The 21,305-nt window shown below is 42.2% G+C and carries 19 protein-coding genes; 7 read left to right on the top strand and 12 right to left on the bottom strand.

Annotated features, from left to right (window positions below; all coding sequences use genetic code 11):
- The first annotated feature begins 337 nt into the window (after nt 1–337).
- The 5 genes from WH214_RS06120 (at nt 338) to WH214_RS06140 (ending at nt 5,654) form a co-directional block, all read left to right on the top strand.
- On the top strand, nt 338–3,019 hold the full coding sequence (locus tag WH214_RS06120; protein WP_339422269.1) for a TonB-dependent receptor: 2,682 nt from the start codon (nt 338–340) through the stop codon (nt 3,017–3,019).
- A gap of 141 nt (nt 3,020–3,160) precedes the next feature.
- Entirely contained in the window at nt 3,161–3,859 is a 699-nt protein-coding gene (locus WH214_RS06125; protein WP_004695319.1) for an energy transducer TonB, read from the top strand.
- 34 nt (nt 3,860–3,893) lie between these two features.
- Nucleotides 3,894–4,775: a MotA/TolQ/ExbB proton channel family protein gene (locus WH214_RS06130; protein WP_339422268.1), complete on the top strand. Its 882-nt coding sequence runs from the start codon at nt 3,894–3,896 to the stop codon at nt 4,773–4,775.
- Between the two features lie 18 nt (nt 4,776–4,793).
- Entirely contained in the window at nt 4,794–5,219 is a 426-nt protein-coding gene (locus tag WH214_RS06135) for an ExbD/TolR family protein (RefSeq protein ID WP_339422267.1), read from the top strand.
- Nucleotides 5,220–5,237: 18 nt separating this feature from the next.
- The gene (locus WH214_RS06140) at nt 5,238–5,654 is read left to right on the top strand and encodes an ExbD/TolR family protein (RefSeq protein ID WP_339422266.1); all 417 of its coding nucleotides are present in this window, start codon (nt 5,238–5,240) and stop codon (nt 5,652–5,654) included.
- Between the two features lie 65 nt (nt 5,655–5,719).
- Here WH214_RS06140 and bioD read toward each other — a convergent pair whose 3' ends face one another.
- From bioD to WH214_RS06165, 5 genes are all read right to left on the bottom strand, one after another.
- Nucleotides 5,720–6,364 carry a dethiobiotin synthase gene (bioD, locus tag WH214_RS06145; protein WP_339422265.1) on the bottom strand — a complete coding sequence of 215 codons (645 nt, stop codon included), beginning with the start codon at nt 6,362–6,364 and terminating at the stop codon, nt 5,720–5,722.
- Entirely contained in the window at nt 6,361–7,125 is a 765-nt protein-coding gene (bioC, locus tag WH214_RS06150) for a malonyl-ACP O-methyltransferase BioC (protein WP_339993073.1), read from the bottom strand. Before bioC ends, bioD begins: the two co-directional genes overlap by 4 nt.
- Before the next feature lie 22 nt (nt 7,126–7,147).
- Entirely contained in the window at nt 7,148–8,305 is a 1,158-nt protein-coding gene (locus WH214_RS06155) for an 8-amino-7-oxononanoate synthase (RefSeq protein ID WP_339422263.1), read from the bottom strand.
- Nucleotides 8,302–9,621 (bottom strand): adenosylmethionine--8-amino-7-oxononanoate transaminase, encoded by a 1,320-nt coding sequence (gene bioA / locus WH214_RS06160; RefSeq protein ID WP_339422262.1) that lies wholly within the window; start codon nt 9,619–9,621, stop codon nt 8,302–8,304. The genes WH214_RS06155 and bioA overlap by 4 nt, the downstream gene beginning before the upstream one ends.
- A 105-nt stretch (nt 9,622–9,726) precedes the next feature.
- Nucleotides 9,727–10,473: a hydrolase gene (locus WH214_RS06165; protein WP_339422261.1), complete on the bottom strand. Its 747-nt coding sequence runs from the start codon at nt 10,471–10,473 to the stop codon at nt 9,727–9,729.
- Nucleotides 10,474–10,627: 154 nt separating this feature from the next.
- On the opposite strand from WH214_RS06165, the gene WH214_RS06170 reads away from it, so the two are divergent.
- The gene (locus WH214_RS06170) at nt 10,628–11,197 is read left to right on the top strand and encodes a peroxiredoxin (protein ID WP_339422260.1); all 570 of its coding nucleotides are present in this window, start codon (nt 10,628–10,630) and stop codon (nt 11,195–11,197) included.
- Between the two features lie 101 nt (nt 11,198–11,298).
- Here the strand turns inward: WH214_RS06170 and ftn are convergent, their stop codons facing one another.
- The 5 genes from ftn to WH214_RS06195 form a co-directional block, all read right to left on the bottom strand.
- On the bottom strand, nt 11,299–11,763 hold the full coding sequence (gene ftn, locus WH214_RS06175; RefSeq protein ID WP_004695301.1) for a heteropolymeric bacterioferritin subunit Ftn: 465 nt from the start codon (nt 11,761–11,763) through the stop codon (nt 11,299–11,301).
- Nucleotides 11,764–12,032: 269 nt separating this feature from the next.
- A complete protein-coding gene (locus WH214_RS06180; protein WP_339422259.1) occupies nt 12,033–13,664 on the bottom strand; it encodes a PepSY-associated TM helix domain-containing protein in 1,632 nt (543 codons plus the stop codon).
- Between the two features lie 3 nt (nt 13,665–13,667).
- Nucleotides 13,668–14,003 (bottom strand): hypothetical protein, encoded by a 336-nt coding sequence (locus tag WH214_RS06185; protein WP_339422258.1) that lies wholly within the window; start codon nt 14,001–14,003, stop codon nt 13,668–13,670.
- Nucleotides 13,969–14,259 carry a hypothetical protein gene (locus WH214_RS06190; RefSeq protein WP_171304196.1) on the bottom strand — a complete coding sequence of 97 codons (291 nt, stop codon included), beginning with the start codon at nt 14,257–14,259 and terminating at the stop codon, nt 13,969–13,971. The genes WH214_RS06185 and WH214_RS06190 overlap by 35 nt, the downstream gene beginning before the upstream one ends.
- Before the next feature lie 74 nt (nt 14,260–14,333).
- Complete coding sequence (locus WH214_RS06195) at nt 14,334–16,475, bottom strand: TonB-dependent receptor (RefSeq protein WP_339993042.1); 2,142 nt, start codon at nt 16,473–16,475, stop codon at nt 14,334–14,336.
- 274 nt (nt 16,476–16,749) lie between these two features.
- On the opposite strand from WH214_RS06195, the gene WH214_RS06200 reads away from it, so the two are divergent.
- Complete coding sequence (locus WH214_RS06200; RefSeq protein ID WP_184118448.1) at nt 16,750–17,817, top strand: SDR family oxidoreductase; 1,068 nt, start codon at nt 16,750–16,752, stop codon at nt 17,815–17,817.
- 356 nt (nt 17,818–18,173) lie between these two features.
- Here WH214_RS06200 and ligA read toward each other — a convergent pair whose 3' ends face one another.
- Nucleotides 18,174–20,213, bottom strand: a complete 2,040-nt coding sequence (gene ligA / locus WH214_RS06205; protein WP_339422256.1) for an NAD-dependent DNA ligase LigA — start codon at nt 20,211–20,213, stop codon at nt 18,174–18,176.
- Between the two features lie 94 nt (nt 20,214–20,307).
- Nucleotides 20,308–21,303, bottom strand: coding sequence for a cell division protein ZipA C-terminal FtsZ-binding domain-containing protein (locus tag WH214_RS06210; protein ID WP_339422255.1), 996 nt, complete (start codon nt 21,301–21,303; stop codon nt 20,308–20,310).
- Between the last annotated feature and the right edge of the window lie 2 nt (nt 21,304–21,305).

Below are 21,305 nucleotides of genomic sequence, written 5' to 3' on the forward strand. Positions count from 1 at the left end.
ATTAAAAATAAATATTAATATTTCAGTATAATTACAAATAAGATTTTGTATTAAAAATTCAAAAATTCACGACTCATTTTTGATCACTTATTATATGAATAATCATTTTATGATTATTTTTTAATCGATTTATAAGTAATTTTTTGCCATTTTAAATTTTTAAATTCTAGAAAAATGAAGAAAAGTTACATAAATCCATACAAATAATAAAATAAAACAATATTTTCCAATAACTTAATTCACAGTCTTTTGTCTATCCCTGAAAGTTGGCATTTGCCTTGCACTCCCTCAGCACAGCAATACCGCTAAATATAGAAAAAGAAGGGTTGAATTTACGATGCAAAAAAACAAACTTGTTCGATCTATGGGGACCCCAACCATCAGCAAATCACTACTTAAACTAAGTACCCTGACTTTAAGTATGATGTGTTTGTCTTTAGCTCATGCAGAAGAAACAGAAAGCTCAGTCTCAGCAGAACCAACTAAAAAAGTTGCTAAAGTGACTGTCACAGGCTCCTCTATCAAAGGAGTTGCAGCTCAAAGTTCTTCACCCATTACCGTCATTAAAGTTGAAGAGCTTGCGCAACAAGGCGTCACAACTGCCGAAGAAGCTTTAACCAAAATCAGTGCCAACCAAGCGGGTTACACAACCGCGCAAAACGTGGGGGCAAGTAATACCTCTGGTTCAACAGCTAACTTGCGTGGCCTAGGCCCAGACAAAACCTTAGTATTATTAAACGGTCGCCGTTTGGCTTATAGCCCTTTTAGTACCTCTGAAACCAACCTCAATACGATTCCTCTAGCAATGGTTGAACGAATTGAAGTCCTTCGAGATGGTGCATCCGCGATATATGGTGCGGATGCCATTGCTGGGGTGATCAACTTCATCACAAAAAAACAATATGAAGGTTTCGGTATCAGCAGTGGTGTACTTAAACCCGAAGAAAAAGGGGGGGAAGAATACGATGTCTCTATCTTTGGTGGCTATGGCGACTTAGACGAACAAGGTTTTAACGTATATGGCGCAATCAGCTACCAAAAGTCTAAAGAAATTATGGCCAAAGACCGCAAAGTTAGCCGTCGTGGTGGGCTTTTACCTGAATTAGGGATCAATGCTGGCTCTACGAATGGTTTTCCTGCTAACTTCTATGACCCAACCAGTGGTGTATTAGCCAATCCTTACGGTAATGCCAACTGTAATAACACTCCTAATGTCGTTGCGGAAGATGGTCTGTGTTTTTTAAACACTCAAGCCTTGATTGGTATTCAACCCGAAACAGAAGACTTATCGGCACTAGGGCGTGCAACTTTCAAACTCAGTGACCAATTCAACGCCATTGCTGAATATGTATATGCAAAAAATGAAGTCACTACCTCAATCGCACCCGATGTCTATAGCCGATCTGTGACAATTCCCAAAGGAAGCCAATATTATCCTGGGGAAGGTATTACTCCTGCTGTTCCCGGTTTAAGTGGTGATCCTTTACAACTCTACCTACGCTCACAAGCGGGTAACCGTGTTTCTAAGACAACCAATGAATCACATCGTATTTTTGCAGGGATTGAAGGTGAAGCATATGGCTGGAACATCGACAGCGGCGTGACCTATGCAAAAGGTAAAGCAAAGGACAGTTTCGTTAGTGGCTATTTAAATCGTAGTCAACTGCAAGAAGGGCTAGATAACGGTACCATTAACCCCTTTGGTCCTTCAGCGGATTCAAGTGTTTGGAATTCATTAGAAGTCAGCGGTACGACCAATGATGCGACCTTAGACTCCACCACCTTTGACTTTACGATCAGCCGTCCAATTTTCACCCTTCCTGCGGGTGACGTGGGTTTTGCCTTCGGCGGTAGCTTTACCACGCAAGACTGGGAAGCAAAAGTAAACTCAGACCTTGTTCGACTTGTCCCAGGCAGTGGCATTGACCCTGACAAACCCATCAGTAAGGGTGACCGTGACATTACAGCCGTTTTCTCAGAGCTACAAATTCCTATTACCTCCACTTTAGAAGCGCAACTTGCAGCACGTTATGATGACTACAGTGACTTTGGCGACACCTTCAACCCGAAAGTGGGTTTACGCTGGGAACCTTTAAAACAACTAATGTTCCGAAGTACTTACAGTACAGGTTTCCGTGCACCAAGCTTATATGAAATTAATGCGCCGCAAAGCCAAACTTACACGGGGGCAAAATACGATGACCCTGTGCTCTGTCCAGGTGGCGTAGCAACTTCACCGCAATATCAAACAGAATGTAATACTCAGTTTAAGCGTATGCAAGGTGGTAACTCTGAGCTTCAGCCCGAAGAATCAACAACATTTACAGCAGGCTTTGTTTTTGAGCCCCTTAAGAACCTGGTCTTAGCAGTCGATTACTACAATATCGAAATCGAAAATCTTATTGGCTTAACGGGTGAAACCTCCATTTTCGAAGATCCAACCAAATATGCAGATCGCTTTGTGCGAGATGCAGACGGCCGTATCCAATACATCAATACCACTTTAATGAATACAGGTGGCATCAAAACCGAAGGGATCGACATTAGCTTAGATTACCTCACTCCTATGACATCAACAGGTCGGTTTGGCTTTGGAATTAATGGAACTTATGTCATCAAAAATGACTACCAAGAAGAAAAAGATGGAGACTGGGAGGGCTTAGTGGGCGTTTATGATGACCCTGCTGTACTGCGCTGGAAACATACCGCAAACATCAACTGGAGCTATGAAGACTGGAAACTGGTCTTTGAACAGCAATTTTTCCGAGGTTATCACGACCAAAATGCAACAGGTGAAGAAGGCTTTGATAACCACAAAGTCCCCGACTATACCATCTACAACATTGCAGGCACCTATAAAGGTTTCAAAAACTTAACCCTAACGGGTGGTATCAAAAACCTATTTGATGAAGAACCTGCTGCATCGAATGTTCTCGATAACTTCCAATACGGCTATGACCCACGTTACAGCGACCCAACAGGACGTACTTTCTACGTAAGAGGTACATATACGTTCTAAGCGGATCTGAGCCACAGATTGAAGTATTCAATCTGCGGTGATGTTTATACATGCTCAACTTTAACCAGATATATATGGATTTTCCCAAGTGCAATCCAATGCTTTTAAAAAGTAGATTTGGCTTAAATTTTAGGAGTAATTATGGGCACTACATTTGAAGATTTAGAAAAAAACTCCGCCAAAAAACTCACAGGTATTGGCGTTGTGATTTTCTTACATGTTCTTGTTGGCTTGGTGCTAATGGCAGGCTTGGCAAAAGATATTGTCAAACCCTCAACCGAACCTGTGGAATTGGTCATTCTGCAAGATATCAAGCCACCTGAGCCTGAACCACCTAAAGAAGTTCCACCAGAGCCACCAAAAATGGTGGAAAAAGTAGCGCAGCAACCTGACCCCAAACCTGTAGAAAAAGTAGTCCCAGTGCAAAAAACAGTTGCTACACCCGTCACTAAACCGACGATAAGCACGCCGACGCCAGTTGCATCATCGCCTTCTCCAAGCCCATCTCCAACCCCAACACCGACTGCCGCTGCTCCATCACCTGCACCCAAACCCACAGGTGTTACACGAGGAGTATCGGAAGGTGAAGCTGGATGTAAAGCACCAAGCTATCCACGCGAAGCAGAGATGAGTGGTATTTCAGGCACCGTACTGATTTCGGTCTTTGTAGATACCAATGGTAAGGCGCAAGAAGTCAAAGTGAAGCGTTCAACAGGTGACCGTACTTTAGACCGTGCTGCAACGAAAGCGTATAGCTTGTGCACATTTAAACCTGCAATGAAAGATGGCGTAGCTCAAAGCGCTTGGTTCGACATCCCATACGAATTTGTTCTCGAATAATTGAAAAAGATCAGCCGACATTAGGAATTACACAATGCAAAAATTAAAAAACTTTACCGCAGCAAGCCTAGTAGGAATCAGCACATTACTTCCTCTACAAGCTGTTTTCGCAGAGGAAACAGCTGCGCCCACTACAGCACTGACTACACCAGTCACTACGACTGAGAAAGCAGCAACACCTGTTCCCCCACCCTTAGCTGAGAAAGCACCTACTGCTTCAGAAAAAGTACATAACCCTTATGGCTTAGAAGCAATGTGGAAAGAAGGTGATCTGGTGTCTAAAGTGACGCTGTTTATTTTGGTGATTATGTCGATTGGGACATGGTACATCATCATCACCAAGTGCTTACAGCAAGGCAAAATTCGCAAACAAGGCCAACATGCCGATAAAAACTTTTGGGAAGCAACCTCTCTCGATACCGCAACTGAAGGTTTAGACGATGCAAGTGTGTATCGCTTTATTGCAGAGAAAGGTATTAAGTCGACAAAAAACCATGGTGGAACATTATTAGAGCGTATCGACTTTAATACTTGGGTCACTATCTCGATTCAACGCGCTATTGACAAAATTCACAGCCATTTAAGTGGTGGGCTAGCTTTTCTAGCAACTGTAGGTTCAACCGCACCTTTCGTGGGTTTATTCGGTACCGTTTGGGGGATTTACCATGCGTTAACGGCAATTGGAGTATCGGGTCAAGCATCTATTGATAAAGTCGCAGGCCCTGTCGGTGAAGCCTTAATTATGACTGCAATTGGTTTAGCCGTGGCTGTTCCAGCAGTGCTTGGTTACAACTGGTTAACCCGTCGGAATAAAGCCGTGATGGAAGAGGTTCGTACCTTCGGTTCAGACCTGCATGCTGTGCTGTTAAGTGGTGAAATCAGCACCAATAATCCTGTTAACCGTGACATGAAATAAGAACATGAGGAATCAGCCATGGGAATGACGGTAAATTCAAATGACAGCGATGATGATGTAATCGGAACCATTAATACCACACCATTGGTTGATATTATGTTGGTTTTACTGATTATTTTTCTCATTACAGTGCCTGTTGCGATTCATACCGTGCCAGTCAATTTGCCTGAAGAAAGGAATGTGCCTTATGAAACCAAACCTAAAAATATTCAACTTGCAGTCAATAAAAATGGCGATATTTTTTGGAATGAAAGTTACATTGCCGATAAAGCAACATTACTCTCTCGGTTACAGACAGAGGCACAAAAGAGACCTCAGCCCGATGTCCACATTCGTGGTGACCAACTTACGCCATACGATGCGATTGACCAAGTCATTACCACCACGCAGCAAGCGGGGATTGGCAAAATTGCCTTTGTCACCACACCGCCCTCTTCACCTTAATCAAAGAAGGATTCAGCTATGGGTATGAATGTTGGTTCCAACCAAGATGATGAAGATGTGATGCTTGATGTCAACATGACGCCTTTGATTGATGTCATGTTGGTATTACTGATTATGTTCATTATCACGATTCCATTGCCAAACAACGCCATTAATATCAGCCTCCCGAATGGCACACCACCACCAGTTCAGGAAAAACCACCTGAAATCGTGGAACTACGCTTAGATGCTCAAGGCAAAATGTTTTGGAATGAACAAGCTGTGGAGTCCAAACAAGCGCTCGAAGCCTTGTTTCAAACCGTTGCTCAAAAAGCAGATCAAGACCAAATTAAACTCAAAGCTGACCGCGCAACGGAATATAAATACATTGCGATGGTCATGGCCGCAGCGCAACGCCTTGATGTGAAAAAAATTGGAGTCGTGAGTAATCAGTAAATAAAACCGTCAAAAAAACCGCTGACAACTTTTGCTGTTAGCGGTTTTTTTTATGACTCTACAAATTACTTCAACACGGGAATATCGATCCACAATGCTTGCGGAAAATGTGCCGCCAAATAAGCTTTTAAATAGTTCGCAGTATCTTTAGAAATGAGTTCATCTTGTGACTCATCATTTAAGTTATAGGCTAAAGCATAAAGCTCTAAACCACGACTTTTCAGTGCTTCTAAACTTAAAATGGTATGGTTAATACTGCCCAAACGCCCCGAACTCACCAAAATTACAGGCAGTTGCTTGGTTGCAATATAGTCAATACTGAGCAAATCTGTGGTTAAAGGCACCATCAAACCACCTGCACCTTCTAACAACACCACCTCATATTTTTCAGCCAGCTGCTGAGTAGCATGTTCGATTTTTGCAAAATCAATCTCACGACCATCAATTTTAGTCGCTAAATGTGGCGATGCAGGATAACTAAAAATTTCAGGCATGGTCAGCTTACTGTCATCTTCTGGAAACCAGCCCATACCCATAATTTTACGATGCTGTTCAATGTCTTCAGAAACATCAACATTGCCCGTTTGCACTAACTTTTGGGTAATGGTTTTTTGGCCTTGTTCATTCCAAAGCTTGGCTAAGTAACCCGTGGTATAGGTTTTCCCAATGCCTGTATCGATTCCACTGATAAAGTAAACTGATCCAGTCATGGCATTCTCCGTGCAATACAATAAATAGGGTGATAACTTAGGCGATAATAAATCTGCCCAGAGGTATCGAGTTGTGAAAACTGTTGATAATCTTGATAAAAGCGTTCGAGCGAGTGCTTGGTCCAACGGAAGCTTGATGCAGTTGCCGTAACCCCTGTAGCTTTTAAGTGTTGCAGTACCTGTTTCGGTGTCGCAAAGTCTAAGTACTCAATCTGTTCAGACAAATGCAGAACTTCAAAACCTTGGTTTTGCAATTTTTCCCGTAGTTGATCGAGGTTTATATAATCTAAACCTTGCCCCGTTAAGGTCTTTATCTCTTGTAAATTCCGCTCACCAAAGGTGGAAAAACAAAACAGCCCTTGTGGAAGCAGACTGTCATTCGCTTTCTGAAAAACAGCATCAAGATTCGTCATCCACTGCAGTGCAGAGCTCGACACAATCAACTCTAAATCACTAGGAAAATTGAGCTGTTCAATGTCGCCCAATAACCAGTCTATATTTGAATAACCCTGAAAGTGCTGCTGCACCTCAGCATATAAGTCATTCAGTAAATAGTGCTGAATTTGGAAAATATTCAGCAATAGATGGCTTAAATTGCCCGAACCACAACCAATTTCAAACACCCGATCAAATTGCGTTTTAGTAGCATGACGTTGGATTAAATTAAAAAGCTGGCGTGCAATTTGCTTTTGCACAACCGCATGCTCACTATAGCTTTGCCCTGCCTGAGCAAAGCGCAATGCGACTTGTGCTTTATCAATCTATAAATTCTTCACGACTCACTCACAACAACTGAATCAACTGATCTAAATCAGTATGGCGAACTTGAGCGGTCAAGGAAATACGTAGTCTAGAACTATGCTGCGGCACAGTCGGTGGTCGCACAGGCATAATATAAAAACCTGCTTGTTGCAAAGCTTTCGCCTTCTCTACCGTTTTGCTCGAATCACCGATGATCACAGGGACAATTTGAGACGTTGATGGACAATCAAAACCTTTGGCCTGAACCGCTTGCTGCAAGGTCTGACTGATACTGTGTAAATGCTGTCTTGAGGTCTTTAACTGCAAGACTTTTTGCAAGATAAAGTTGCTCCACGCCATGCAGATCGGCGGTTGTGCCGTACTAAAAATCAATGGGCGCATAGTATTGATGAGATAGTCTCGAATCACAGGATGACAAATCAGATAGCCGCCGATTGAAGCCATAGCCTTACCCAAAGCACCAACCAAAAAGTCGATCTCATCAATCACTTGATATTGCTCGGCACAGCCCAAACCTTGCTCACCACGTACACCTATGCCATGAGCTTCGTCGACATAGAGCATGACTTTTTCAAACTGTTTTTTGATGCGGACCAATTCAGCCAAATCGGTTTCGTCACCATCCATACTAAAAATGGACTCCGTCACCACAATGATTCGCTCAAAAGTATCATCGGTATGATACTTCTGTAAAAGTTGAGTCAAATGTGCCAAGTCATTATGGCGATAACGTACCAACTTTGCAGTCGATAAACGAATACCATCAATCATGCTGGCATGGATTAATTTATCAGCCAGAATTAGAGTTTTACTGTCCGCTAGCGCAGGTAAAATACCAATATTCATGTGATAGCCGCTGTTGAATACCAAAGCCGCTCGACCATGAAAAGCCTGACTTAGGCTGGCCTCGAACTGTTCATATTCAGGAAAATTACCCGTCAATAAACGTGAAGAAGCTGAACTCATCCAGCGCTTCGCATTCGGTGTTTCATCGAAAAACTGTTCACGTAATTCAATATTTGCAGCCAATCCTAGGTAATCATTAGATGCCAAATTCAACATCTCATGATCATGGATTCGAATCATCCGCCCTTGCTGCACATTGGACGTAAACTGGCGCAAATTGCCTTGCTGTTTAAGCACATCCAACTGCGCAGCAAAATGCTCTACATGCTTCATACAGCAGGCTCCTGCATCTGTACGACCACTTCAACCAATTGCTCAAGCAAGGTCTTCAGTTCCTGTGTGGTAATCACATAAGGGGGCATCACATAGACCAGTTTTCCAAAGGGTCGCACCCAAATACCACGGCGGACAAACTCCTGTTGTAAGGTCTTCATATCCACATTAAACGTCAGCTCAACCACACCGATGGCCCCCAATACACGAACTTCATGGACATATTCAAGTGACTGCAACGGGGTCAAGGCGGTACGAAGTTGTGTTTCAATGCGTTGAATATTGCTTTGCCAATCTTGTGAAATGAGGAGTTCTGTACTTTTCGCCGCTACTGCACACGCCAAGGGATTGGCCATAAAAGTTGGGCCGTGCATAAATACGCCCGCTTCGCCTCGACTGATGGTTTCAGCAATATGCTTTGTGGTTAAGGTTGCTGACAAAGTCATATAGCCGCCTGTTAAACCTTTACCCATACACATAATGTCAGGTTCGACCTGTGCATGCTCCCAAGCAAAAAGTTTCCCCGTACGCCCAAAACCTGTCGCAATTTCATCAAAAATCAGTAAAACACCGTATTTTTCACAGAGCAATTTGGCCTGTCGTAAGTACTCAGGATGATAAAAATGCATCCCTCCTGCACCTTGAACAATCGGCTCAATAATCAGCGCGGCGATACTTTCATGCTGTGCAGCTAAGGTGTTTTCAAGCTCACGAATGTCCTTCTGATCCCATGCTGCATCAAAGGCAACTTGCGGTGCAGGAACAAAAATACGATTGGGTAAACTTGAGCCAAAAATTTGATGCATGCCTGTGACAGGGTCACAGACCGACATCGCATTCCATGTATCACCATGGTAGCCCGAACGCGGGGTGACAAAATTGGTTTTGTCTTGTTTCCCAAGCGAAGTCCAATACTGAACTGCCATCTTTAACGCCACTTCAACTGCAACAGAACCTGAGTCTGCATAGAAAATTTTATCTAAACTTGGCGGGGTGATTTGCAACAGTAATTTGCCCAATTGAATGGCGGGATCATGGCTAAAGCCACCAAACATAATATGTGACATGTTTTGCAGTTGGTCTGTCACGGCCTGATTCAGTTCAGGATGGTTATAGCCGTGTATGGTGCACCACCACGAAGACATTCCATCAATCAGCTGACGACCATCATCTAACTCAATGGTTGAGCCAAAGGCTTTTTTAACTTTAAAGGTGGGGAGCGGATTAGTCATCGAGGTATAAGGATGCCAAATATGTTCTCGATCAAATGCTAAGTCATCCAACTCACCATCCAATTTGGCATTGATCTCAGTCATCCTTAACTCCATATCGACTACAGTTACAGCAAAATTTCAATTTGACTGATCTTAAACCTGCGCGCATCAAAAAGAAATTGCGATATTCACCACTCAGCGAATTGTTTAATCCATTTTTTGTAAATATTGGCAGATTTTGTCAGTTACTTCATCGACATGAAAAACTGGAAGTCCATGTGAACCACTTAAAAGCATCGCATCTAAAAAATTTGCACCTAAAGCTTTTAAATTATCCAAGACTTTGTAGCTAACTAAAAAATCTTGTTTAGCCAGCAGATGGAGTTGATGCCCCGTATAATTGTGTAAGATCTCAACCGTATTTAAATACTCTAAGCAATTGAGTCCCTGTTTTAACAGATCTAAAGATTGAGGCTGAAGCAAACTTTGCAACTGCAAAAAATCTTGCTTGGTGGTTGCCGTCCCTTGGCATACCATAAATCCAAATTTCTTTAAGGTTGCAATCGCATCTTCTTCGAAGGATTGTTTAAAGTTTTGAAATGTCGCTGGACTCATCGCGGTTGGCCAGTTTTCATGCGCCACAAAGCACGGATTTGAAGCCAGAGTAATTAATACTTTTTGCTGTTGATACTGCTGTTCAACAGCATCGACCAATAAAGTCGCCAGTTGCCCCCCCAAAGACCAACCGATAATGACATCAAAATCTTTGGCTTGTTCAGCATGTTGCTGCAACGCCTGTGTATCCAATCCATTAAAAATATTGATCAGCTCAACCGAATGGCCTTTATGCTGCAAAGCATGAGCCAAAGGTTGCAGTAACTTGGTCCCACCACCCCAGCCCGTGATGAGTAAAATACGTTGATTCAATGCAGACTCTAAAACTGTAAATTTCAAACAGTATAAAACCTCAGACTCCGTTGCAAAGCAAGCCCTTTGAATGAACAGTAAATTTAAATAAATAATTCAGATTTAGACACCAGAATCTCAGCACTTTAGTGCCTTAAAATTTGCTAAGATCAATGAAATACATTTCTGGACAGCCTACACAATGAAAATAATGCAAATGGCAACGATTAGCTTAATTTCGCTAGGTAGTTTCTGTGCCATCAGCAGCGCCACTTATGCCGCACCGGCTTTTTCAAGCGCTTCATCAGACCAAAAACAATGGGTCGGCAAGCCCGCACCGAGTTTTAAGTTAAAAGATCAAAATGCCAAATGGCATGAGCTCAAACAATATCAAGGCAAATGGGTCGTTCTCTATTTTTATCCGAAAGATGACTCACCGGGCTGCATCCAAGAAGCCAATCAGTTCAAATCACTCTACCCACAATTTAGCAAAAATAATGCAGTGGTCTTAGGCGTGAGTTTGGACGATGTACAGTCACATCAAAAATTTTCTAAAAAGTTAGGACTGAATTTCCCTATTTTGGCTGATAACAATCATCAACTGGCAAATCAACTCGGCATCGTGCGCAACTTAGGCATCGCGAAAATTGCGAAACGTGAAACCTTTCTGATTGACCCACAAGGTACGGTGGTCTATCACTACAGCAGTGTAAATACCCAAACCCATGCGGGACAAGTATTGGCAGATATTCAAAAATTCTCTAAAAAATAACCCATACAAAAAAGCCTTCGGACATTGATTCGAAGGCTTTTTGATTACTCAGTATGTAAATACACATGCCACCTTTACATAAAACTGGTAGCTGACATCTCTTACATTTGAGACTGAATGTAGTTTTGCAGACCAATCAACTCAATTAAACGTAATTGTTTTTCTAACCAATAAGTATGGTCTTCTTCGGTATCTGACATTTGCTGACGTAACATGTCACGGGTAATGTAATCACCCTTTTCTTCACACAATTTTACGCCTTGCGCTAATTTTTCACGTACATGATATTCAAGCTTTAAATCAGCTTTTAAGCATGAAACCACATCTTCACCAATTTCAACGTCATCACGTTGCATATTCGGTGTGCCTTCCAAAAACAAAACACGGCGAATAATCGCATCTGCATGTTGTGCTTCTTCTTGCATTTCATGATCAATACGTTCAAAGATTTTGCTCAAACCCCAATCTTCATACATACGTGAATGAATGAGATATTGATCGCGTGCAGCCAATTCTCCACCGATCAACATATTTAAGTAGTCTACGACTTCAGGATTGCCACGCATTTCAAAATCTCCATTCTCTAATGCAACTATTATGGACACATTTAATTCACTTTGCAAAAGATAAATTATGTAAGTTTATGATTTTTATAAAATTAAAATGAGAAACATACGCATTTGCAGTATGAATCATCAAAATAATAGTTATAAAATAAGCCTTTGCAAAACTTCATCGCTTTTACAAATGCTTTTTAGGCTTGAACAGCCCTGTGCTTCATTTTGTAACCATTAAAAATGCTTCTTATTTCAGCCTTAGAACGGTATTCCTTCTTTCACTTGTTCTGAGCAACGGACCAAAGAGAACCCACTTCTGCAGACTGGACTCGAGCCTGAGCTTGGCGATAAAAACGGAAAAATAATCCAGCAAAAAGAATAGCAAAGACGTCAACCCACCATAAAGAGGAAGAAGATGACCATAGTCCAATCTCAGGTAAGAGCAGTGCTATAGCAAAAGTCAAAGGCATAAGCAGTAAAACAATCACAATCGACAGCAATAACGTTGGTAATGCTCGCGCCGCGCCCAATACAAAGCTAAGCATTAAACTGAAGATAAAAATCGCATAATAGATATACATAAACCATGTGTTGATGCTGTGTAGTTCAGGACTAAGGACATAGGCACAGCGCCCGATCAACATACTCATAACAATGCCAAAGACCGTTCCCAAACATGCGCCTATGGTTAAGTTTGCGATGAATTGCACATCTTTACGCTGTGCAAGTGGTGCTAAATTTGGATTTTTTTGTCGCTTTACACGCGATTCAATCCATAGAATATTGCCTGAGTAAAATAAAAATGCTCCGCCCAGACCCAAGGCCAAATACAACCAACGGGTAAAATCTCCGCCATAGTTACCAAAGTGCAAACTGAACATCGATCGAATCAGTTGATCTAGACCAGAACTTTGGGTATTTAAATTGGCTGTACTATAAGGTGCGGGCTGATAAGGATTGAAAAACATCACGTCGAAGTTATCACCACGTAACATCTGATCTGGGCTGTATAAACTGACGCGTGCCGATGCCTTGGCAGGTTGGTCTAGATTGTTAAAGCTTACAGACGAGACCTCATAGCCCTGTGCTTGTTGCTGTACCTGTAAGAGTATTTTTTCAACATCCAGTTGAGGAACTGGATCTGCAATCTGCACCTTAGCGGGACGTTCAAACAATGGTTTGCCTTTGGACACCAACTGCCCCAAGCCATCATAAAAGAGATCATGAAATGCAAAAACAATCACCGTCACACTAATCAAAATATGAAACGGTAAACTGGTAATGCCAATCACATTATGCGCATCGAGCCAAAAACGTTTTTTGTTCTTACCTTGCCGTATCGCAAAATAGTCTTTGACCAACGTCGGCAAGAGGATGATCAAACCTGTCATTAGCGCCAAAAAATATAAGACCGATACCACACCCATCACATAAACACCGAGTGTATGATGCCCAAGCATCCCTGGAATGCCTGCCGTTTCGTGCAGTTGTTCAATCAACCAACCCAGTTTAGATAAGTTTTCTTGTTCAACCTGTAAAGTCCCATCTGGTTTCAGTGTTGCTAACATCGCGCTTTGATCGGTATCAAAGGCATGATCATCATGTGCTTGACTTTGCGCAGGTTGCCACTGAATCGGGGCATAATGAAACTCTTTGGAGTTTAAATTGATCTGAAAGCTTTTTTGCGCTGCAGGATAGTGCTGCTGTACCTGTGACACCAAATCGTTGTACTGATGGAATTCAACCGTATTTAAACTTTGTTGCGGTGGCGTTGCCCACTTACTCAAATCATGCTGAAACATACTCAGCCCACCTGCAAAAAAGCAAATGAACAAGAGAATGCCTGCACAAATCCCCACCCACGTATGTAACTCTTTGGCCAGTCGGAGAATATCTGTACGTACCTTCATGCCCTATTCCCCTCTGAGCCAAAATATGAGTGTGTAAGCCACAACATTGAAAAACAGATAAATCACAATGGACTGCCATCCGCGTGGAATAAAATAGGCCACAAAAAATAACGGTAGCCAAATCCAAGGAATCGACCACATCCCTAACTGTGGAGCAAGACTACGATACTCAGATTGCAGTCCCCACATCGTGATTAATGCAGCTAAAGCGAAAGCGAAAGCGAAAGCGAAAGCGAAAGCGAAAGCGAAAGCGAAAGCTAGACTAAGTCCAAGAACTGCACCCGCAAAGCTTTTCGTCCACCAGTCAGGTTGTATCTTTTGATCGCGTAGCAACGTCATGCGTCAAAGCCCCATGTAATAAAGGAAGAAATGGTAGTGCTGACCACAACACCAATGGCATCAGTAACCACATCAACACCGCTACCAGTTTTGGTAATACCGTCAGTAAAAGGACCAATGCCAAAACAAAACCAATCCACCCGACCCAACGATACTTTTTCGCCACAGTCTGTTTAAGAACCGTTTGGTTAGGATGGGTCAAATACAGCAGCACACAACTACCACAGCACAGGAGTAAACCGAGAAATTTCATCATTGCGTTCAACTTAAATGAGGCAGCATTCAGACATAAAAAAAGCCCACTGCATCGCAATGGGCTGTTCAGTAAAATTAGAAATCGAAAGTGACGCCGAATTTATAGGTACGTGCACCACCAACCGTTGCATAGTAAGAGTTGAACACACCTTCCCAATATTTTTTATTTGTCACGTTATCGACATTGGCTAAGAAAGTCGTGTTTACACCACCCAGTTTTGTTTTATAGCGCGCACCAACATCAAGAATAGTATAGTCAGGAAGTTTATAGGTATTCAAACTATCTAAATATTGTTCACTAACATAGTTAGCCCGAGCATTAACATTTAAACCATCTACCACAGGTACGGCATAATCCAAACCTAATGAGGCAGTAAAGTCTGGTACACCATAAATCGTATTGCCTGAAATATCAGTGGTGCTTGTAGAACCTTTTGTATATTCAGCATCAATATAAGCCATGCTTCCCAGTAGACTTAAGTCCTTAGTCAAATTCCCTGAGAAGGACCATTCAATACCACGTGATCGACTTTCTCCACCATCTTCAGTGATCTGTGTATTACCATTAACCGCTGTCGCCAAAGCTGTTGTGATCAGAGTCGGTTTTTGAATTTGATAAAGTGCCAAGCTATTTAACCAAGAACCAGCTTGATACTTCGTCCCCACTTCATATTGCTTCGTTTCGTAAGGCTTAAACAGTTTTCCTTCATTCACATCCGCGGTAGAAGTTACTGAGTCTGCTTTTGATAAACCTTCAACATAACTTGCATAAAAAGATAAATTTTCTCCAAATGGTTTGATTACGATGCCTAAACTTGGTGAAAGCTTATTTTCATCGTATTTCACATCTGTAGTGAGACTTTCTAACTGCATATCTTGATAACGAGCACCCAAAATCAACTGCAATTTGTCATCCAACATTGAAATTTGATCCGTCAAGGTATAACTCATGAATTTATCATCCTCATAAGGTACAACTGTTGGATAGGTCGTTGGCATTGTCCCGTTCGAGTTCGGATTATAAAGATTCGTTGTAAATGATGAACTGGTCGCACGAGAGTGTTGATCGTATTCGCGATGTACATAATCTGCACGTAACCCAAGGGTATGTTTAATGGCGCCTGTATTGAATTTAGTTTCAATACCCGTATTACCACTTAGGTTATTTTCTTTAGATGCGACTCGATAGTACTGCGAAGTTGCATCACCTGCACTGTTCTGCAAGATCATACGCGTACCAAAAATATGCCCCGAATAACCTTTTTCAACATAACCCACACCTGCAAAAACCTTGGTATAAGGAGTGAATTTATATTCACCATTTAAGCCCGCATAACGGCTATAGGTTTCCCCATGAATTTGATCAAAGTAATTATTATCACCCTTTGGTGCAGCAACTACGCCTGTTTTTTGCATAGAGACCATTGCAGGTGAACCATTATCACGGTTTTCACGAATGGCATAAGCATCAAAGTTTAGTTTTAATTTATCGGTCGTATAGCCCGCTGCAATCGAACCAAGCGCTAAACGGTCATCCATACCTTCAATAAGATGCTCACCGTCTCCATATGTGCCGTTTACACGAACTCCGAATTGTTTTTGGTCACCAAAACGACGAGAAACATCTACATTGGTTTTATAATAACTCTCATCTTCTAATGACGTCGAAATACGTGTTAGATCTTGGTCGGCACGTTTAGAATTCGCAATCACTACTCCGCCAACGCTTCCTGCTGGTGCCATACCTGCAACCAAAGCATTCGGTCCTTTCAATACTGTTACCGATTCTAGTAAATCTGTTGGTATACGTCCCATAGGAGCTACAGCGTATAACCCGTTATAAGCCATATCGTCATAGCCGACACTAAAACCACGAATTTGGAAGTTTTCGTTTAAATGACCTTGATTGGTCGTCGCACGAATACTGGCATCATTTTCTAAAACTTCCCCCACTGTAGATGCTTGTTGATCACGAATCAGTTGCTCTGTATAAGTAGAAACCGTAAATGGTGTATCAATCGCTGACTTATTCCCTAAAGCACCCAAGTTAGCCGCCTTCGCCAATTTACCATCGGCATAGCCTTGTTGTGATTGCGCTTCTGATTTTAAGGCAGGTAAAACTGAAACCTCCTCTGCAAAAGCAAGCTGTAAACAGCCTCCACCCATCATCAAAAGCCCAACAGAGCTTGCAAGAATTTTCTTAGAGAAGGATTTCATTTTAAACAACACTTATTTTTAATGAGAATCATTATTATATGTAAAATAATTATCATTATTTATTGTATTTTATCATTTGACTTATCTATATGATCTAAAATACAAATTTAAGCTTACTGCGAAAAAATACGTTTTACTCGCTCATTTTCAATACAGTGTGGTGCAATATTATAAAATGACGCATAAGTCAGGCACCTACTCACCCCATAGGCAAAGACTTTCATGGCTTTCACGTTTACACTAAGCCAATACTTAAAACAACAATGGGTAATCTATGACAAACTTAGCAACACAAGCACCGGTACTGGTTACAGGTGCATCAGGTTATATTGCCAGTTGGGTGATTCAAAAATTATTAACCCAAGGGTATACCGTTCATGCCACTGTCCGTGACTTGAACAAAACCCAAAGCTTCGCGCATTTATCTAAAATTGCAGACAGCAGTGCTGGAACACTGAAACTCTTTAAAGCCAATTTGCTCGAGCCCAATTCCTTTAAAGAAGCGATGCAGGGCTGTGAAATTGTGTTTCATATGGCTTCTCCTTTCGTCGTTACTAACTATAAAGATGCAGTGAAAGACATCATTGAACCTGCTGTTTTGGGTACAGAAAATGTCTTAAACACCGTGAATGAAACCGAATCCGTTAAACGCGTCATTGTCACTTCGAGTATTGCATCGACCTATGGCGATGCCATTGATATTTTAAAAACAGATCATAATACTTTTGATGAAAGTCACTGGAACACCAGCAGTTCTGAGACCCATCAGCCTTATCCATATTCTAAAGTGATGGCTGAGCGTAAAGCTTGGGAAATGGCTGAGGCACAAGATCGTTGGCAGTTGGTATGCATTAACCCTGCATTGGTCTTTGGGCGTTCATTGACACCAAATACACAGTCAGGCTCAATTGAGGTCTTACAACAGTTTACCAATGGTTTGACTTTAGCGGGTGTCCCACCCATGTGGAATGGTGTGGTCGATGTTCAAGATGTTGCTGAAGCGCACTTACAAGCAGCATTCACCCCAGAAGCAACAGGTCGTTACATTGTAAGTGGTGGAACTTTAAGTCTGCTTGAAATCGGTCAATTGCTTAAAGCACATTTTGGTTGGAAGTTTCCATTTCCACGAAATGAACTTCCCAAAGCAGCTTTTAAGGTGATTGGCCCATTCATTGGTTTTAGCCGCGAGTTTGTTGAATTGAATATGGGTTATCCGATTTATTTTGATGCGAACAAGAGCCAAAAAGAATTGGGTTTAGAGTATCGAGATGTCAAAGAAAGCCTCGTTGAGCACTTCCAACAATTGCTCGATGACGGTGTCATCAAGCAATATATTCCTTAAAAATAAATAAAAAGCATAGTACAAGTCAATTTCATAACTGACGAGCATTATGCTTTTTCTAAATTTATGAAGGTATGGGATACACGAAATGTCATCAGCAACTGTTCGAAACAACACTACATTAGAAAAAAATTGTTTCTGCGACAATTTTATTCATTGATGGCAATGAACGAGTTTTGCTGATGACTAATGCCTTTGGTTACTTTGGGCTAATCCAAAGTAACATACGAACTTCAAGCATTTGATGCGAATACGTAAGACTCCGCTGTAACCCTCATCATTAAAATTCGTTTTAGTCATGTGCTTTAACTGAACGCTATTATCTGAACAGTATATTTTTGATCCAAATCAAAAATCTAAGCCTCTAACTGACCATAATCTTGCATCAGTTGAATAAACTCAGCTTCATTGATCACAGCAATCCCAAGTTTCTCCGCTTTATCCAGCTTTGAACCTGCTTTTTCACCTGCAACAACACACTTAGTTTTACTCGACACACTACCACTGACACGTGCGCCCAGTGCTTGCAAGAGTTGTGTTGCTTCATCACGCCCCATCGTACTGAGTGTACCCGTCACGACCCAACTTTCGCCATTTAGAGGTTGACGACTTGGTGCCACAGGCGCATCCCAATGAATACCTGCCGCCAATAATCGGTCTAAAACTTCAAGGTTATGCGGCGCTTGGAAAAAGTCGACAATCCACTCTGCCGTGATATCCCCCACATCTGGGGTTTTCTTTAAAGCTTCAATGTCTGCGAAACGTAGCGCATCTAAAGTTTGGAAGGTATTGGCCAACATACGCGCTGTGGTTTCACCCACCCCACGAATCCCCAATGCATAAATAAATGCAGCCAAAGTAGTTTTCTTGCTATTTTCAATCGAATCAATCAAGTTCTGAACGGACTTCTCACCCATTTTTTCAATGGTTAATAGCTTTTCTCGGTGCTCATGTAGGTGATAAATATCAGCCACATCTTTAAGCAGATCAAGATGTAACAATGATTCGACCCAACGATCCCCCAAACCTTCAATATCAAGCGCTTTACGTGATACGAAGTGGCGAATTGCCTCAATACGCTGTGCAGCACAATACAAACCACCAGAGCAACGTGCTAAAGCTTCACCTTCGGGCATCACCACAGGCGATTCACACACGGGGCATTGGCTCGGGAGTTCAACTTCAGTGGCATCGACAGGACGGAACTCAGGCCATACTTTTTCCACTTTGGGAATCACATCACCACTACGGTAAACACTGACAGTATCGCCAATTCGCACATCTAAACGGTGAATTTCTCCAATATTATGCAAGGTCACATTTGAAACGGTCACGCCGCCCACAGCGACAGGATTCAACCGCGCCACAGGTGTGAGTGTACCTGTACGTCCCACTTGCCAGTCAATATTTTCAACCGTGGTAAGCGCAGCCACTGCAGGGAATTTATAAGCCGTTGCCCAACGTGGTTCTCGGCTTAAAAAGCCGAGCTGTTGCTGTTGTTTGAGGCTGTTGACCTTAATCACCATGCCGTCAATTTCCACACTCAATTGTGGTCGTTCCGCATTGATTTGCTCATAAACCGCTTGAACTTCTTGAATACTATCGCAGACAAAATGACGCTCGCCAACCGCAAAACCAAACTGTTGCAACCACTCTAGACTTTCCGACATGGTACTTTGACCATGGTTCGGTTCACACTGCGCAATACCATAAGCATAAAATGCGAGTGGACGTGAAGCCGCAATATTCGGGTCTAACTGACGTAGACTTCCCGCTGCGGCGTTACGTGGGTTAGCAAAAGTCTTCTCACCTTTGGCTTCATTTTCGGCATTGAGCTTTTCAAAACCTGCTTTAGGCATCAAAACTTCGCCACGAACTTCCAGTAGCGTAGGTACTTCGCCCTGATTTGTGGTCAACACCTTCGGCAAGTTACGAATGGTTTTGACGTTTTGAGTAATGTCTTCCCCTGTTTCACCATCACCACGCGTCACCCCACGCACCAGCACACCCTGTTCATACCACAGTGAAATGGCAAGACCATCAAACTTCAGTTCGACATCATATTGAATCGTTTGATTCGGCAACCGTTCTTCTGCACGGCGTGCAAAAGCAAAGAGTTCTTCTTGATTAAACACATTGCCTAAAGACAGCATCGGTACCACATGGGTCACGCTCGTAAACTTCGCCAAAGGTTTAGCACCGACTTTATTGATCGGGCTATCTGGCTGAATACACTCAGGGTATTGTTCTTCTAAAACTTTCAACTGATGAAAAAGCTGATCATATTCACTGTCTAAAATAGTCGGCTGATCCATCACATAATAAGCATGATTATGCTGTGCCAAAATTTGGATCAGTTGACGCATTTGCGCAACGACAGTCGAAGGTTGAGTCATAATTTCACCATAAAAAAGGGCGGTCTTTGTTCCGCCCTAAAAATTGTATTTCTACTGTCTATTATAGAAATCGTTACCACTGCTTTCAATCAGATTAAGCATCGATTGCTTGTCCAGCACGGTAATCAATCGCCAAATGGCGCCAATGCTCACGCAGTTGTGGCGTGAACTCTTGGTTGTTTTGGTCATAAACCGTGCCATCGATTTCACGAGCAATCAAACGTGAAATACTGTCCATGGTGTCAAAGGCATTTTGGACATCGCGGTGTGGTAAAGCCAAGAAAAATGCCAAGCCTTTAATTGGATCAGTCGACAGATTTTCCAAGTCAAAACCATCCATGCCTGTATCAGTAATTTGCAACACAGAGAACAGTAACTTCGTTCCATCTTCGTTATAGCGATGGAAACAAGACATTTCGCCAAAACGTAAACCATACTTCATTAAAACTTTTAAGGTTTTCTCACCAGACAACGCACGACGTTCAGGATAAACATTCAGGGCAATAAACGACTCTGCTGTGGCTAAGGCACTTTCATCATCGACAATTTTTTGCTCATACAGATGTGCATCTAAAATGCTGCTTTCATCGTCAAACTCTGAAATTTCAGCTTTTTCGACGTTGGCATTTAAACTAAATTCAGCTTTATCCGCTTTTGCTTGGTCATCAACAAGCGAGGAGCTTGCGCTTTCAGTCGTTAATTCCGTTGCATCTGCTACAGCATTTTCAGGAGCGACTGAGTCTACTGCTTTATTTTCTACCTCAGCTGATGCATCCAAACTTGGTTCAGTACTGCTGCTTTCGAGCACACTGTCTGCATCCAAAGCTTTCGGTTCGGCTTTTTCAGATAGTGTCTCTTCTACAGAGCTTTCGTTTAAAGTCGGCTCTTGACGCTCAGCCTCTTCAACTGATGCCGTTTGCAGTTGATCACGTACGTGACGCGGGATAATCGGTTTTTGACTGTCAGCATCGATATGCAATGCGGACTCAAGTGAAGGCGCTGCATCTGCCGGCTTTCGAAAAATCATTCGAACCCCAAACAGCATAATGATCACTGCTATGACGATACCAATAATTGTTGTGTATTCCATCT

This window comes from Acinetobacter sp. MYb191, assembly GCF_037572605.1.
Taxonomy (GTDB): Bacteria; Pseudomonadota; Gammaproteobacteria; order Pseudomonadales; family Moraxellaceae; genus Acinetobacter; species Acinetobacter johnsonii.